Annotated in this window: 15 protein-coding genes, 2 tRNA genes and 1 pseudogene; 7 read left to right on the top strand and 11 right to left on the bottom strand. The window is 69.5% G+C overall.

Going from position 1 to position 13,976, the window contains the following annotated elements:
- Nucleotides 1–28: 28 nt before the first annotated feature.
- From ASD47_RS07325 to ASD47_RS07305, 5 genes are all read right to left on the bottom strand, one after another.
- A complete protein-coding gene (locus ASD47_RS07325) occupies nt 29–472 on the bottom strand; it encodes a hypothetical protein (RefSeq protein WP_056753739.1) in 444 nt (147 codons plus the stop codon).
- Between the two features lie 129 nt (nt 473–601).
- On the bottom strand, nt 602–943 hold the full coding sequence (locus ASD47_RS07320) for an endonuclease domain-containing protein (RefSeq protein ID WP_056753736.1): 342 nt from the start codon (nt 941–943) through the stop codon (nt 602–604).
- Nucleotides 944–1,071: 128 nt separating this feature from the next.
- Nucleotides 1,072–1,938, bottom strand: coding sequence for a 50S ribosomal protein L11 methyltransferase (locus ASD47_RS07315; protein WP_056753734.1), 867 nt, complete (start codon nt 1,936–1,938; stop codon nt 1,072–1,074).
- 17 nt (nt 1,939–1,955) lie between these two features.
- Complete coding sequence (locus ASD47_RS07310) at nt 1,956–3,374, bottom strand: O-antigen ligase (RefSeq protein ID WP_230983647.1); 1,419 nt, start codon at nt 3,372–3,374, stop codon at nt 1,956–1,958.
- A gap of 107 nt (nt 3,375–3,481) precedes the next feature.
- Nucleotides 3,482–3,970 carry a hypothetical protein gene (locus ASD47_RS07305; protein ID WP_056753730.1) on the bottom strand — a complete coding sequence of 163 codons (489 nt, stop codon included), beginning with the start codon at nt 3,968–3,970 and terminating at the stop codon, nt 3,482–3,484.
- A 133-nt stretch (nt 3,971–4,103) separates the two neighbouring features.
- On the opposite strand from ASD47_RS07305, the gene ASD47_RS07300 reads away from it, so the two are divergent.
- A complete protein-coding gene (locus tag ASD47_RS07300) occupies nt 4,104–5,279 on the top strand; it encodes a low temperature requirement protein A (protein WP_056753727.1) in 1,176 nt (391 codons plus the stop codon).
- Here the strand turns inward: ASD47_RS07300 and pip are convergent.
- Nucleotides 5,268–6,257, bottom strand: a complete 990-nt coding sequence (pip, locus tag ASD47_RS07295; protein WP_056753724.1) for a prolyl aminopeptidase — start codon at nt 6,255–6,257, stop codon at nt 5,268–5,270. The genes ASD47_RS07300 and pip overlap by 12 nt on opposite strands.
- A gap of 145 nt (nt 6,258–6,402) precedes the next feature.
- On the opposite strand from pip, the gene ASD47_RS07290 reads away from it, so the two are divergent.
- Nucleotides 6,403–6,657, top strand: a complete 255-nt coding sequence (locus ASD47_RS07290; RefSeq protein ID WP_056753721.1) for a hypothetical protein — start codon at nt 6,403–6,405, stop codon at nt 6,655–6,657.
- A 144-nt stretch (nt 6,658–6,801) separates the two neighbouring features.
- On the opposite strand, the gene ASD47_RS07285 is transcribed toward ASD47_RS07290, so the two are convergent.
- Nucleotides 6,802–7,785 carry an alpha/beta fold hydrolase gene (locus tag ASD47_RS07285; RefSeq protein ID WP_056753718.1) on the bottom strand — a complete coding sequence of 328 codons (984 nt, stop codon included), beginning with the start codon at nt 7,783–7,785 and terminating at the stop codon, nt 6,802–6,804.
- Nucleotides 7,786–7,904: 119 nt separating this feature from the next.
- Here ASD47_RS07285 and ASD47_RS07280 point away from each other — a divergent pair, with 119 nt between their 5' ends.
- Complete coding sequence (locus ASD47_RS07280) at nt 7,905–9,131, top strand: multidrug effflux MFS transporter (protein ID WP_056753716.1); 1,227 nt, start codon at nt 7,905–7,907, stop codon at nt 9,129–9,131.
- On the opposite strand, the gene ASD47_RS07275 is transcribed toward ASD47_RS07280, so the two are convergent.
- The 4 genes from ASD47_RS07275 to rlmB form a co-directional block, all read right to left on the bottom strand.
- Nucleotides 9,128–9,520 carry a DUF423 domain-containing protein gene (locus ASD47_RS07275; protein WP_056753713.1) on the bottom strand — a complete coding sequence of 131 codons (393 nt, stop codon included), beginning with the start codon at nt 9,518–9,520 and terminating at the stop codon, nt 9,128–9,130. The two genes, ASD47_RS07280 and ASD47_RS07275, sit on opposite strands and share 4 nt — an antisense overlap.
- A complete protein-coding gene (locus ASD47_RS07270; RefSeq protein WP_056753710.1) occupies nt 9,520–10,263 on the bottom strand; it encodes a TerC family protein in 744 nt (247 codons plus the stop codon). Before ASD47_RS07270 ends, ASD47_RS07275 begins: the two co-directional genes overlap by 1 nt.
- 42 nt (nt 10,264–10,305) lie before the next feature.
- On the bottom strand, nt 10,306–11,784 hold the full coding sequence (locus ASD47_RS07265; protein WP_235525814.1) for a hypothetical protein: 1,479 nt from the start codon (nt 11,782–11,784) through the stop codon (nt 10,306–10,308).
- Between the two features lie 122 nt (nt 11,785–11,906).
- Nucleotides 11,907–12,725 (bottom strand): 23S rRNA (guanosine(2251)-2'-O)-methyltransferase RlmB, encoded by an 819-nt coding sequence (rlmB, locus tag ASD47_RS07260; protein ID WP_056753703.1) that lies wholly within the window; start codon nt 12,723–12,725, stop codon nt 11,907–11,909.
- A 171-nt stretch (nt 12,726–12,896) separates the two neighbouring features.
- On the opposite strand from rlmB, the gene ASD47_RS07255 reads away from it, so the two are divergent.
- The 4 genes and pseudogenes from ASD47_RS07255 to ASD47_RS07245 all read left to right on the top strand — a co-directional run.
- A tRNA-Tyr gene (locus ASD47_RS07255) sits at nt 12,897–12,982 on the top strand.
- Between the two features lie 76 nt (nt 12,983–13,058).
- Nucleotides 13,059–13,132 (top strand) — tRNA-Gly (locus tag ASD47_RS07250).
- 54 nt (nt 13,133–13,186) lie between these two features.
- Nucleotides 13,187–13,411: pseudogene (locus ASD47_RS27485) on the top strand (GTP-binding protein); the annotation flags it as partial.
- Between the two features lies 1 nt (nt 13,412).
- Nucleotides 13,413–13,976 (top strand): EF-Tu/IF-2/RF-3 family GTPase (locus ASD47_RS07245; RefSeq protein ID WP_235525816.1); only part of this gene is annotated, 564 nt, incomplete at both ends.

Genomic DNA, 13,976 nt, shown 5'->3' with positions numbered 1-13,976 from the left:
TGGGAAGGGGCGGGTTGCGATCGGCAGTCTAGTTCACCGGCTGCGATTGCTGGGCCGGCGGGGCTTGGACGTTCGGGTCGGCCGACGGGGCCAGGGTGTCGTCGCGCGACGAGGCGGCGCGGGCGGCGGCGTCGTGGGCGGCCTGGGCGGCGTTGGCGGCCGTGTTCTCGGTCGAGCGGCGAGCGCTGTCGGCGGCGGCGCTCGCGTCGCGGGCCGCTTGCTGGGCGACGATCGTGGCCTGTGCGGCCCCGGTCTGGGCGTTTTCGGCCACGGCGGCGGCGCGGCCCTGGTCCTGGGCCTGGGCGATCTGGTCGTCGCTGGGCGTACGCGCCCCGACCGTCAGCATGAAGGCGATGGCGACCACCGCGACGATGGCCACGGCCCCGGCCACGAACCAGCCGGTGGCGCCGCCCTCGCGGCGGACATGCACGACGCGTTCGGGCGGCGGGGCTTGGGGATCGACATAGGTCATGACGTTGCTCCTGGAGCGAGAGTGTCCCGCCTGGAGAAACGTGGGTGGAGGCGGAGGTGTTCCGCATTCGAAAACCCTCTCCCTTGGGAGAGGGAGGGACCCATGGCGCAGCCATGGGAGGGAGAGGGTTTAGGGCCTCGCCGTTCTGAGCGCCGCCAGGATCGCATCGGCGACGCCGCCGGGATCGCTCAGGACCTGCTCGTTCGGAAACCGCATGACGAGAAACCCGCAGCCTTCCAGCACTTCGGTTCGCTCGAGGTCGTAGAGTTCGCGCCCCTCGTGCGCCTTGCCATCGAGTTCGATGACAAGACGCCTTTCGCTACACAGGAAATCGACGAAGTATCGATCGATCGGAACCTGGCGCTTGAACTTGAAGCCTTGGAGGCGGCCAGCGCGGACGATGGCCCAGAGCTTGGCTTCCGCCATGGTCTGGTTGCTGCGTAGCCGACGCGCGTTGGCGGTCCGATCCATGGCGGCAGCTTGGCCGTCTGGCGTCGAGGCGCAAGGGAAGTAACCGCCATTTCTGGCGGCGTAATCCCTCTCCCTCCCACGCTCTTCGAGCGCGGGCCCCTCCCTCTCCCAAGGGAGAGGGTGTTATTCTACGGTCGCTGCAGCACCAGCGCCGCCCAGGCGTCGCGGTGGATGCGATTGACCACCTTGAAGCCGCGCGAGACGTAGGCGGCCTTGACCATGCGCTCCTGGGTGCGCAGCAGGCCCGACAGGATCACCGTGCCGCCGGGGACCAGGGCGGTCTTGATGTCCTGGGCCAGGCTGACCAACGGCCGGGCCAGGATGTTGGCGAACACCAGGTCGTAGGGGGCGTTGTCGGCCACCAGGCGGTTGGACAACCCCGAGGCGTGGACGAAGCGGGCGTTCGCCCGGTTGACCTTGGCGTTCTCCTTGGAGATCCGCACGCTGGGCTTGTCGATGTCGGTGCCGACGGCGATCTTCGATCCCGTCCGCGCGGCGGCGATGGCGAGGAGCCCGGTGCCGGCCCCGACGTCGAGCACCTTGTTGAACTTGCGCGCCTTGATCAGCCGGTCATAGGCCAGCAGGCAGCCGACGGTGGTGCCGTGGTGGCCTGTGCCGAAGGCCGCGCCGGCCTCGATGCGCAGGTTGACCGTGCTGGCCGGCAGGCGGCCGCGGTCGTGCATGCCGTAGACGAAGAACCGGCCGGCGCGCACCGGCGGCAGGCCCGACAGCGCCATGGCCAGCCAGTCGGCGTCGGCCAGCTGCTCGCGCAGCACCTTCAGCGGATAGCCGGCCAGGACCTCCAGCAGGCCCGCGTCTTCCTCGTCGGTGGTCGGGAAGGCGTCGATGCGCCAGACGCCCTTGTCCTCGTCCTCTTCCAGGATCGAATAGGTCGCGCCCTCGAGGCCTGGATGGTTGTCGATGGCGTCGGCGGCGGCTTCGGCGTCGGCGCGCGCGCCGCGGGCGACGATCTGCTGGGGCGTGTAGTCGGTCATGGCGCTCCAGTAGCGGGCTAAGCGCCGAAAGGCGAGACCGCGCGCTTGCCAAATATCGGCGCGGGGTCTGGACGGCGCGCCAGCGCGGGCGTCCAGATCTCGGGCTCAGGCTGGGGCGCAGGCTCCAGCTGGGCCAGGCTCCAGGCCAGGGCCGGAGCGGCGTCCAGCGGAGGCATGTCCGGCGTCCGGCGCCTGGGATCGGCCCATACAGGTCCCAGCAGGCGGGTCACCGCCGCGCAGGCCAGGGACCAGACGATGCCGTTGCGCTCCAGGATGAAGCTCTCGGAGAAGGTGGTCATCAGGAAGATGGCCAGGAACAGGGTGGCCCAGTAGCCGTCCTGCACCTGGCGAAACCGGAACAGGGCGACCAGCAGCGGCCCGCCCAGCACCAGGGCGCACAGGCCCACCCCGATCCAGCCCAGTTGGGCCAGGATGTCCAGCCAGCCGTTGTGGGCGCTGGGCACCAGCCAGCCGGTCTCCTTGCGGATCCAGTTGGCGGGGACGGAGTCCAGGGTCCAGAACACCCCGTAGCCAAAGCCGGTCAGCGGATGCTTGGCCGACTGCCGAAGCAGGGCGGCCCAGATGTCGGTGCGGCCGGTCAGGGACGGATCCTTGCCCAGGGCCTTGAACAGCAGTTCGGGGGCCAGCCACATGACCATGGCGGCGGTCACGGCGACCGTGACGCCCAGCCAGACGACGATCACCGCCGTGGCCGGACCGCGTCGCATGGCCGCCAGCAGCATCGAGCCGCACAGGCCGATCATCAGGGCCAGCAGCGAGGTCTTGGACTTGCTCATCAGCAGCATCGCCGCGCACAGCACGATGGTGAAGACCATCTGCTTGCGCCGGGGCGAGCCGGCCAGCAGCGCGGCCATGGCGGCCAGGGCGCCATAGACCATCATTGCCCCCATCTGGTTCTTCTCGTACCAGAGGCCGCGCCAGTCGCCGGCGTTGATGTCGTGCTGCACCCCCATTTTCGGATAGGCGACGGCGGCCAGGAGACCGGCGGCGGCCAGCAGCAGGAAGGTGTCGGCGATGATCTCGGCCATCCGCCGACCGTCGAAGCTGGCGGCGAAATAGAAGCCGAACAGGGTGGTGAACGCCGCCGCCATCGCTCGGCGGTTGGTCGTCCCGGGGTTCAGCGACCACGACGCCGAGGCGTACACCCAGAAGACCAGCAGGCTCAGCAGCACGGCGGGCAGCCAGAACCGCATCAGGCGCGGCGCGCGCCAGGCGGCCAGGCCCAGGGTCAGGGCGTAGACCGGCAGCCACATCAGCCGCAGGACGGGAATGTTCTCGCCGCCCGCCTGCAGCGGATCCAGCAACGGACCGATCAGGGCGTTGGACAGCATGAACAGCACGAAGCCGCAGGCCAGCGCTTCCAGCTTGCGCCAGAGGTCGGGCGGTTGGTCGTGCTGCTGTTGCGTGTCCGCCATTTCGATCCAGGTCCTGGCGCGAAATGGGACAAGCGCCGTGGGTTGGAGCGATTGGCAGCAAGGGCGGGGCCGAGCTTGACCTTGGGTCCGGCTCGGGCGGTCCGGGACTAATAGGCCGCCGCGACCGCCAGCGGCGCGGTGGGAGCTTCCGGCGCGGCGATCGCCGGCGGAGGTTCGGGCGCCTGCGGGGCGTCCTCGGGCAGGCGGGTGTCCAGGATGTCGCCGGCGGTCGACGGCCAGCTTCGGGTGGCGGGCTCCGTGGGCCGGACAGGCTGGGCTTCGATCTGGCTCTCCGGCTCGGACCAGGCGGCCGGGACGTATTCGGGGACTTCGTACGAGGCGACGACCACGGGCGGCTGTTCCGGTTGCCGGCCAGGGAGGAAATCGGTGCCGACCACATAGTCGGGGACCTTGCCGCTGGGCCAGGTGATCGGCTGGACCGCGTCGCCGGCGGGCCCGGATATGAAAGCGGCCTCGATCTGCGGCGCCGTCTGGGAACCCGTCCGCAGGATCAGGCCGCCCGTCAGCCCGATCGTCAGGGCGACGGCGGCGCCGGTCAGGGCGGCGCGGTGGGGGAGGAGAACCGAAGCATCCATGCCGACAAAAGCGCACCGGACGACAAAACGTTCGATCGCGACCGTGCGAAGAGCGCCCGGGATGCTTGACGAAACCGGCCTGTCCTTTCGGCTGTCACGCTCTAGGCTCGCGACTCACCAGAGGAAAACCGCCATGTCCCGCCGTCACATGCTCCGCGACCGCGCCTCGGGCGGCCATGCGCGGGTCACCTATGTCGAGCTGTTCTTCGACCTGGTGTTTGTGTTCGCGGTCACCCAGCTGTCGCACGGGCTGATGGCCCATCCCACCCTGCTGGGCGTGGTCGAGACCGGCCTGTTGCTGATGGCCGTCTGGTGGGCCTGGATCTTCACCGCCTGGGTCACCAACTGGCTGGACCCCGAGCGGGCGCCCGTGCGGATCATGCTGTTCGTGGCCATGGTGGTGGGCATGGTCATGACCATGTCGATCCCCAAGGCGTTCGGCGATCGCGGCCTGGTCTTCGCCCTGGCCTTCGTGGCGATCCAACTGGGCCGCAGCCTGTTCACCGCCTGGGCGATGCGGGATCATCCTTTCCAGAGCCGCAACTTCATCCGGATCTCCGTCTGGTTCGCGACCTCGGGCGTGCTGTGGATCACCGGCGGCCTGGCAGAGGGCGGGGCGCGGCTGGCCCTCTGGGGCGGGGCGCTGGCCCTGGAATACGTCTCGCCGGCCCTGGGGTTCTGGGCCCCCGGCCTGGGCCGGGCCCGCGCCGAGGAGTGGGACGTCGAGGGCGGCCACCTGGCCGAGCGCTGCGCCCTGTTCACGATCATCGCCCTGGGCGAGTCGATCCTGGTCATGGGCGCGACCACCGCGACCCTGGCCTGGACGCCGCTGGTGATGGCCGCCTTCCTGGCCGCGTTCGCCGGCAGCCTGGCCATGTGGTGGATCTATTTCTCGTTCACGGCCGAGGCCGCCAGCGAGGCGATCAGCCACGCCAAGGACCCCGGCCGGGTGGCGCGCGAGGCCTATACCTACATCCACCTGCTGCCGATCGCCGGCGTCATCGTCACCGCCGTGGGCGACGAGTGGACGATCCACCATCCGCTGGGCCACACGGACCTGAAGACAGCGCTGGCGGTGATCGGCGGACCGTTCCTGTTCCTGCTGGGCGGGGTGCTGTTCAAGCGCGCTATGTTCCGCTCCTGGCCGAGGGCCCAGGTGGTGGGTCTAGCGGCGCTGGCGGCCCTGGCGCCGCTCAGCCTGGCGGTCGGACCGCTGGTCCTGTCGATCGCCACGACGGCGGTGCTGCTGGGCGTGTCGGTGCGCGAGGGGCTGGTCCGGCGCTCGAACGCTCGGCGCCTAGACGTTTAGCGCCGCATTCGTGGCCCGCACCAGGCCGTCGATGACGCCCGGCTCGGTCGAGGCGTGGCCCGCGTCCCAGACGATCTCGAAACGGGCTTCCGGCCAGGCGCGGTGCACGGACCAGGCGCTGTCCAGCGGCGTGACCACGTCGAAGCGGCCCTGGACGATCCAGGCCGGGATGTGCCGGATCCGGTCGATGTTCTTCAGGATCCAGCCGTCTTCCTCGAAGAACCCGCCATTGGCGAAGAAGTGGCACTCGATCCGGGCGAAGGCGATGGCGAAGTCCTCTTCATTGAACTTCGGGGGCCGCGCCTCGGGGCCGCGCAGCGAGATCGTGTCGCCCTCCCATTGGCTCCAGGCGCCGGCCGCCTGGGCCTGGACGCGGCGGTCGGCATGGGTCAGGCGCTTGTGGTAGGCGGTGATCAGGTCGCCGCGCTCCTCGACCGGGATTGGGGCCAGGAACCGCTCCCAGGCGTCGGGGAAAAGCATCGAGGCGCCGTCCTGGTAGAACCAGCGCAGTTCCTTCTGGGTCAGCAGGAAGATGCCGCGTAGCACCAGGGCCTCGACCCGTTCGGGATGGGTGATGGCGTAGGCCAGGGCCAGGGTCGAGCCCCACGAGCCGCCGAACACGGTCCACTTCTCGATCCCCAGGTGCACGCGCAGCCGCTCGATGTCGGCGATCAGGCTCCAGGTGGTGTTGTCCTCGAGGCTGGCGTTGGGGCGCGAGCGGCCGCAGCCGCGCTGGTCGAACAGGGCCATGCGCCACCGAGTGGGGTCGAAGAACCGCCGCATGGTCGGATTGACCGCCCCGCCGGGGCCGCCGTGCAGGATCACCGCCGGCTTGCCGTGCGGGGCGCCGCATTCCTCATAGTAGATTTCATGGGGAGCGTCGGCGCCCAGCCAACCGAACGAGAAGGGTTCGATATCGCGAAACAGGCCGCGGCGACCGTTGACGGACATGGGCGAGGCGGAAGCGTTACGATCCATGGCGCAACCCTAAACCGGTTTCGGGCCGGGAGGGAACGCGCGACGGGCTCATTTGCCCACGCCGGTCGTGCGCCCGGCGTCGCCGCCCAACAAACCGGGCCCGGACCGTCGCAACCCGCGCCGCTTTTCCGTATTCTCCCGAGTCATGAACAACCCCGAAGACCTCAGCGACGACGAACTGCTGGAGATGCTGACTCCGCGCCAGCTGGCCGAGCTGGACCGTGCGATCGCCGAGATGATGGGCCCCGAGGGCCTGGACAAGGTCATCTCGCTGCAGGTGATGGCCCAGCTCTACACCGTGCGCGCCGCCGAGCGCGATGAGACCTCGGCCCTGGCCATGTTGCAGATGGCCGCGGCGATGCGACGGCGCGCGGAGATCCTGGCGGCGGCGAAGGGGTAGGGGGCCCAGGCAAACGGCCCAGCCTCGCGGCGAATACCGAGAAACGCCCTCATCCTTCGACAGACTCAGGACGAGGATTTCTTCCGCTGTCGTTCAAGGTCGGCGAACTGAAGGCTCGAACAGGTCGGGGTGCGGCCACCACGGTCAGTTCGGAAATCGTCGCCCCAGCCAGTCGATCAGGATGGCGTTCACCTCGTCGGGCTTTTCCTGCTGGGTCCAGTGGCCGCTGCCTTCGACCAGCACCTTCTCCAGGTCCGAGATCTGGTCGCCCATGCGGTCGGCCAGGGACGGCGGCAGCACCACGTCGTGCTCCGCCATGATCATCAGGCAGGGGATCCCGTCGATCCGGGTGGGCAGGTGTTCGGCCCGCTCCCAGTTGCGCACGAAGTTTCGGTACCAGTTGATCCCGCCGGTGAAGCCGGTGCGCTGGAAGGTCTCGACGAACACCTTCAGCTCCTCGGGCGCCAGCAGTTGGCTGGAGTCGTCGGCGACGTCGTAGCGGGCCAGACCGTCCTGCAGGGCCAAGGACCGGCCGCTGGTCTCGCCGCTGGTGAAGGCGGCCTGCACGCCCGTCGGCTTGCGCATGAAATAGCGCATGGTCCTGTCGACGTCGGCGGCCAGCTGGGCGTCGGCCACGCCGGGCTTCTGGAAGTGGACGATGTACATGTCCTCGCCGAACGCGTGGCGGAACATGGTGATCGGGTCGATAGGCAGGCGTGGCAGGAACGGGGTGTTGAGGCCGACGATCCCGGCCACGCGGTCCGGATGCATCAGCGGCAGCTGCCAGACCACCAGACCGCCCCAGTCGTGACCGCAGAACACCGCCTTCTCGACGCCCAGGTGCTCCAGCAGCCCGACCAGGTCGCCGGTCAGGTGGGCCATGTCGTAGTCCTCGACCGCCTCGGGACGATCAGTCAGGCCGTAGCCGCGCTGGTCGGGAACGATCACCCAGCGTCCCGCCGCCGCCAGGGCCGCGATCTGCCAGCGCCAGGAATAGGAGAACTCCGGGAAGCCGTGACATAGGACGATGGGGACGCCCGTCCGCGGCCCGGCCTCATAATAGGCCATGCGGATCCCGTTGATCTGCGCGAACGAAGGTTCGGGCATCGGCGGCGCGAGCTGGGCCATGGCGTTTCCTGCTGTATGTTATTGTTGATCACTTTGCCGGCGGGCGTCGCGCCGGGCAAGGCCGCGATTCCTACGGTCAAGGACTTACCCCTGGGGAAAACAAGCGTAAAAGCGCCTCCATGACCGACAACGCACCGCCCGCGCCCGCCGCCACCCCCTGGCGGCTCGTCCTGATGCTGGGCGCCCTGACGGCCTTCGCGCCGATGTCGATCGACATGTACCTGTCCAGCATGCCTGACATCGGCCGGACCCTGCACGCGGGGGCCGAGGACGTTCAGGCCACCCTGGCGGCGTTCTTCGCCGGCATGGCGATCGGCCAGTTCCTCTACGGACCCGCCTCGGACCGGTTCGGACGCCGCCTGCCGTTGTTGCTGGGGATCGGCATCTTCATCGCCGCCTCGGTGGTCTGCGCCACCGCGCCCTCGATCCAGGTGCTGATCGCCGCGCGCTTCGTCCAGGCTCTGGGCGGCTGCGCGGGCGCGGTGATCGCCCGGGCGGTGGTGCGCGACAAGTTCAATCACGCCGACACGGCGCGGGTGCTGTCGCTGATGACCCTGATCATGGGCCTGGCCCCGGTTCTGGCCCCGCAGTTCGGCGGCGTCGTCCAGTTCTTTGCCGGATGGCGCGGCGTGTTCTGGACGCTGGTGGCCTTCGGCCTGCTGATCGGCCTGTGGATCAGCCTGAGCCTCGGGGAGTCGCGGTCCGAGGCCACGGCCGTGCAGGCGCGCTCGGAGAACCCTTTCCGCGCCTACCTGGCCCTGCTGCGGCAGAGGCGGCTGGTCGGTTACTGCCTCGCGGGGGCCCTGAACGGCGCCACCCTGTTCACCTACATCTCGACCGCGCCGGACCTGGTGATGGGGACCTACGGCCACACCCCGCTGGTGTTCAACATCATCTTCGCCCTCAACGCGGTCGGCATCATCGGCGCCAGCCAGGTCAACCGCCTGCTGCTGCGCCGCTCGACGCCCGACCGGGTGCTGGTGCGGGCCAGCATCGCCTCGATCGTCGCCGCCCTGCTGCTGGCGGCTGCGGCCTGGAGCGGCCTGGGCGGACAGTTCACGGTTCTGCCATTGCTGTTCGCGGCGCTGTCGACCTACGGCCTGATGAGCGGCAACACCATGGCCGGGGCGCTGAGCGTCGATCCCAGCCGGGCGGGCTCGACCTCGGCCCTGATGGGGGGCATCTCGTTCGGGGCCGGAGCCCTGGCCTCGTGGGCGGGCGGCCTGCTGCACGACGGCACGCCCAAGCCCGTGGCGGCGGTGATGTTCGCCTGCCTGGTGGGTTCCAGCCTGGCGATCTTCGGCCTGGCGGTCCCCAAGGACCGGCGCGGCAAGATGGCGGCCTAAGCCTTTCGATCCCCGATCGTACCCGCTCGCCAGGCCAGCAGCAGCCAGCCGGCCAGGAAGCACAGGCCGCCGAACGGCGTGACCATGCCCAGAGCGCGCGGCGCGCCGAAAGCCAGGGCGTACAGCGATCCCGAGAACAGCACGGTTCCGGCCAGGAACAGCGAGGGGACCTCGACGCCGACCTTGCCGCCGGCCCCATCCTGGCCGGCTTGGCGCACCGCCAGCCAGCCGAGCACCGCCAGGGCGTGGGTCATCTGGTACAGCGATCCGGTGTGCAGCAGCTCGGCCGCCCGGGCGTCCTTGGCGCCGTGGGCCGCGAAGGTCCCGAACACCACGGCCAGGAAGCCGCTGAGAGCGGCCAGGCGGACGACGAGGGCCGGGCCCCGCATCACTTCTTGTGCTTGTTGTGCGCGGCCAGCTCGTCCGGCTTGATGTCGAGGAACGCGGGGGCGGCGGCGTTGTAGGCCTCGGTCTTGTGCAGGTCGATGACCACGCTGCGGTGGCCTTCCCAGATCATGTGCACGGCGACGTACAGCACAATGGCCAGGCCGATGAAGCCGATCCAGCGGTGCTTGTGCAGCAGGTTGGCGATGGCGGTGGCGGCCACGCCCATCAGGATGATCGACAGCAGCAGGCCGAACACCAGGATGGCCGGATGCTCCCGGGCCGCGCCGGCCACGGCCAGCACGTTGTCCAGCGACATCGAGACGTCGGCGATCAGCACCTGCAGGAAGGCCTGCTTGAAGCTCTTGGCCGGTTTGGCTCGTGGTTCGGTGGCCGGATTGTTGTCCAGGATGGCGCGGGCGTCCTCCTGGTCGTGGGTGATCTGCTCGCGCAGCTCGCGCCACATCTTCCAGCAGACCCACAGCAAGAGCACGCCGCCGGCCAGCAGCAGGCCGATCACGCCCAGCAGCCAGGTGGTGATCAGGGCGAAGCTGATGCGCAGCACCACGGCCGCGCCCAAGCCGTAGAGAATGACCTTCTTGCGGTCCTTGGCCGGCAGGCCGCCGGCGGCCAGGCCCACGGCCACGGCGTTGTCGCCAGCCAGGACGAGGTCGATCATCAGGACGGACAGGAAAGCCGCGAACGGACCGTTCAGTCCGCCCACCTGGGCGAGGAGCGCGTCAAACATGCGGCCTCAATGCGTCAGGCGGGCGGGTCTGGCAAGCGTCCGTTAGTCCACCGACTCGAGTTCCTTGCGCGCGGCGCCGTCGCGGCCGGGCGCATCGGACGCGGGGGTCTCGAACGGGTTATGCTCCGGTCGGCCTGGACCGCCGTGCGGGGGCGGCGTCGCCGGGCTCCTCGGGGTGTCGAACACCATGTGGTCCTGGCCGTAGTCGGTCTGGGTGCGGACCCTGCGCCGGCGTTCGGCCTGGGCCCTGGCCTGGGCCGCGGCGGCGTTGCGCGAGATCACCACCAGGATCAGCAGGGCCAGCAGCACCAGGGCGCCGCCCAGCAGCGACTTGCCCGGGATCTTGCCCACGCCCGGCACGTCCACCGTCGCGTAGCGGCTCAGATCGGGCAAGGCGCCCTTGAGGCGCCCGGCCTTGTCCTTCACCGCATCCTGGATCGGCGCCACCTGCCTGGCGATCGAGCCCAGGGTGAGATCCTGGGCCGGCTTGGCGCCGCTCAGGTTCACGCCGAACTCGGCCTTCAGTGGGCCCTGGGCGGCGGCGGTCGGCTTGACCTGCCAGGCGAAGGTGGCCGGCTGGCCGGGCTTGACCACGGCGGTCTGGCGGCCGCTCGGCGCGATGTCGTAGCCCTGGCCCTGCAGATCGGCATGGGCGCTGATCTTCCGAGCCGTCTGGGCCAAGCCCAGCCTGGCGGCCTCCGCCTTGATCCGGTCGCCCAGGTTGGCGGGCAGGGACAGGGTGACCTGGCCTTCCTGGCCTGAGGTCAGGCTTTGCGCCACGGCCAGGGTCGCGGCCCGGGCGGTTTCGGGCCCGACGGCCGCCTGCAGCGCCTGCAGCGGGGCTTGCGGCTTGCCGGTTGGCGCGGCCGGGGTGACCGGCGCGACCACCGGCGCCGGCGCCGGGACCTTGGCCGGCTGGACGGCGGCTATCGGCTTCAACGGAGCCGGGGCGGGGGCCACGGCCACCGGCCTGGGCGCGGGCGCGGCGACCGGCGCCGGTTTGGACGCAGGGCGGGCTACGGCGCGGGCGACCGGGGGGGCGGCCCGGACAGGCGCGGCCCGGACAGGCGTGACGGGCGCCGACGCCACATGGGCGTGGCGGGCAGGCGCGACCGGCGCGGACCGCTCATGGCGGACGCGGACGCGGGCGTGAGCGGCCGCGCGGACATGGGGGCGCACGGGCCCGCGGACGGAGGACGGCGAGTCCTCCGGATCGGCGATCGGCTCCATGGCCGTGACCAGGGTTCCGTCGGGACGCCGCCAGGTCCTCAGGGGGGACTCGGTCGCGGCGACGGGAACCTGGGAGTCCGCGGCGCTGGGCGGGCCGCCCAGCAGGCCGTCGGCCGGCGTATCCCTCGGGTCGGTGGCCTGCGGGGTGTCGTAACCGAACTCCGTCGGGGCGGCGGGCGGGGCCTCGACCGGCGCGCGCGCGCCGCAGCCGGCGATCATCAGGAGGCTTGCGGCGCAGCCGGCCAGAAACGCCGAACGGAGCGCCGCCGAACGAACTGTGTTAGGCGCCATCGGCTCCCTCGATTTGCTGTCTGATGTCTGCGCCAAGCCGAGCCTCGCGTCCCCGCTTGAGAAAACCATGTCGTGGCCCTGAAATCAAAACGGTTAACGGCGATTCACGAACCGGTTTCTTCTCAGGCGCGAACTTTGGACGCCTCGTAGAGCGCTACTGCCGCGGCGGCGGACACATTCAGGCTTTCGAAGCCGCCTGGCATGGCGATCTTGCCCATTACGTCGCAGTGCTCGGCGACGAGCCTGCGTACGCCCTCGCCCTCGGATCCCAGCACCAGCACAGTGGGACGATCGTCCAGCACCTGGTCCAGCGTGCCCTCGGCCTCGCCGGCCAGCCCCACGGCGCGCCAGCCCAGGTCGGCCAGTTCCTCCAGGGCCCGCGAGAGATTGACCACGCGCGCGTGGGCGATCTTGTCCACCGCCCCGACGGCGGTCTTCGCCAGCACGCCGGTCAGGGCGGGGGCGTGGCGGTCCTGGAGAATCACCCCCTTGGCCCCGAAGGCGGCGGCCGAGCGGAAGATCGCGCCGATGTTTTGCGGGTCGGTGATCTGGTCCAGCATCACCAGCAGGCCCTGGGCCGGGGTCCCCAGGTCGTGGACGCTGAGCATCTCCGGCTCGTCGATCTTCAGAGCCAGGCCCTGGTGCACCGCGCCGGCCGGCAGCTGGCGGGCGATGTCGGCGCCCTCCATGATCTGCAGGAAGGGCGCGCGGCTGAGCGCCGGAGCGAGTCGCTTGGCCCGATCGGGGGTGGCCAGAAGGCGTTTTGGAACCGGCCTGGCGGGGTTGGAAAGCGCGGCCTCGACGGCGTGAATCCCCCAGATCCAGTCCTTGGCGTCGCCCTGGCCTTTAGAAAACTTGTTGTTTTCCCGAGGGTTGGAACGAAAATCACGTCCGGGCGAAGAAGGCTTTTTCCGGTCGTTGCGTTCGGAATGAGAGGACACTATAAGACGCGCTCCGATTTGGGGCCCTGAGGGTTTCCAAGAGCCAGGGCGGCGCTGCTTTAGCACCGTCTCACCGGTCTCGAGGAAGCTTTTGTTCCTTTTTCGTGACGGGCGGTCCGCCGCCGGTTTCGAGGAGGGGAGGGCCGCTTTGAAGGAACTCTGTCGCGCGCTGGGGGAATGTCCCGAGTGGCAAAGGGGGGGGACTGTAAATCCCCTGGCGTACGCCTTCGTAGGTTCGAGTCCTACTTCCCCCACCACGCGCGACGAGAGCTCCAACGAGGCCTGGACCCCAAAGAAGCCAGACCGGGAGCCGATCGCGACCCCGCTAGCTTGGCGGGTATAGCACAATGGTAGTGCAGCAGCCTTCCAAGCTGAGGATGCGGGTTCGATTCCCGCTACCCGCTCCAGCTCCCAATACTGAAATTCCCTGAAACAAGCCCGCCGGCGCGAAGGTAGAGACGATGGCCAAGGAAAAGTTCGAACGCACTAAGCCGCACTGCAACATCGGCACGATCGGTCACGTTGACCACGGCAAGACGACGTTGACGGCTGCGATCACCATCACGCTGGCCAAGTCCGGCGGCGCGACGGCGAAGAACTACGCCGACATCGACGCCGCGCCGGAAGAAAAGGCCCGCGGCATCACCATCAACACCGCGCACGTGGAATATGAGACGGCCAACCGTNCGGCCGCCGACGGCCCGATGCCCCAGACCCGCGAGCACATCCTGCTGGCCCGTCAGGTCGGCGTGCCGGCCCTGGTGGTCTACATGAACAAGGTCGACCTGGTCGACGACGCCGAGCTGCTGGAACTGGTCGAGATGGAAGTGCGCGAGCTGCTTTCGTCGTACGACTTCCCCGGCGACGACATCCCGATCACCAAGGGCTCGGCCAAGGTCGCCATCGACGGCGGCGACGCCACGATCGGCGAAGGCTCGATCCTCGAGCTGATGAAGACGGTCGACGCCTACATCCCGCAGCCTGACCGTCCGGTCGACCTGCCCTTCCTGATGCCGGTCGAAGACGTGTTCTCGATCTCGGGCCGCGGCACCGTGGTCACCGGTCGCGTCGAGCGCGGCATCGTCAAGGTCGGCGAGGAAGTCGAGATCGTCGGCATCCGTCCGGTCCAGAAGACCACCTGCACGGGCGTCGAAATGTTCCGCAAGCTGCTGGACCAAGGTCAGGCGGGCGACAACGTCGGCGTGCTGCTGCGCGGCACCAAGCGCGAAGACGTCGAGCGCGGCCAGGTGC

It is taken from the genome of Caulobacter sp. Root1472 (assembly GCF_001426985.1).
Lineage (GTDB): Bacteria > Pseudomonadota > Alphaproteobacteria > Caulobacterales > Caulobacteraceae > Caulobacter > Caulobacter rhizosphaerae.
The sequence above is the reverse complement of the archived record's forward strand: the minus strand, read 5'-3'. Positions and strand labels throughout refer to the sequence as shown.

Bases quoted from the DNA above. Each gene is read 5' to 3' on its own strand.
- ASD47_RS07325 (WP_056753739.1), bottom strand. From the start codon at position 472: ATGACCTATGTCGATCCCCAAGCCCCGCCGCCCGAACGCGTCGTGCAT.
- ASD47_RS07320 (WP_056753736.1), bottom strand. From the start codon at position 943: ATGGATCGGACCGCCAACGCGCGTCGGCTACGCAGCAACCAGACCATG.
- ASD47_RS07315 (WP_056753734.1), bottom strand. From the start codon at position 1,938: ATGACCGACTACACGCCCCAGCAGATCGTCGCCCGCGGCGCGCGCGCC.
- ASD47_RS07310 (WP_230983647.1), bottom strand. From the start codon at position 3,374: ATGGCGGACACGCAACAGCAGCACGACCAACCGCCCGACCTCTGGCGC.
- ASD47_RS07305 (WP_056753730.1), bottom strand. From the start codon at position 3,970: ATGGATGCTTCGGTTCTCCTCCCCCACCGCGCCGCCCTGACCGGCGCC.
- ASD47_RS07300 (WP_056753727.1), top strand. From the start codon at position 4,104: ATGTCCCGCCGTCACATGCTCCGCGACCGCGCCTCGGGCGGCCATGCG.
- pip (WP_056753724.1), bottom strand. From the start codon at position 6,257: ATGGATCGTAACGCTTCCGCCTCGCCCATGTCCGTCAACGGTCGCCGC.
- ASD47_RS07290 (WP_056753721.1), top strand. From the start codon at position 6,403: ATGAACAACCCCGAAGACCTCAGCGACGACGAACTGCTGGAGATGCTG.
- ASD47_RS07285 (WP_056753718.1), bottom strand. From the start codon at position 7,785: ATGGCCCAGCTCGCGCCGCCGATGCCCGAACCTTCGTTCGCGCAGATC.
- ASD47_RS07280 (WP_056753716.1), top strand. From the start codon at position 7,905: ATGACCGACAACGCACCGCCCGCGCCCGCCGCCACCCCCTGGCGGCTC.
- ASD47_RS07275 (WP_056753713.1), bottom strand. From the start codon at position 9,520: ATGCGGGGCCCGGCCCTCGTCGTCCGCCTGGCCGCTCTCAGCGGCTTC.
- ASD47_RS07270 (WP_056753710.1), bottom strand. From the start codon at position 10,263: ATGTTTGACGCGCTCCTCGCCCAGGTGGGCGGACTGAACGGTCCGTTC.
- ASD47_RS07265 (WP_235525814.1), bottom strand. From the start codon at position 11,784: ATGGCGCCTAACACAGTTCGTTCGGCGGCGCTCCGTTCGGCGTTTCTG.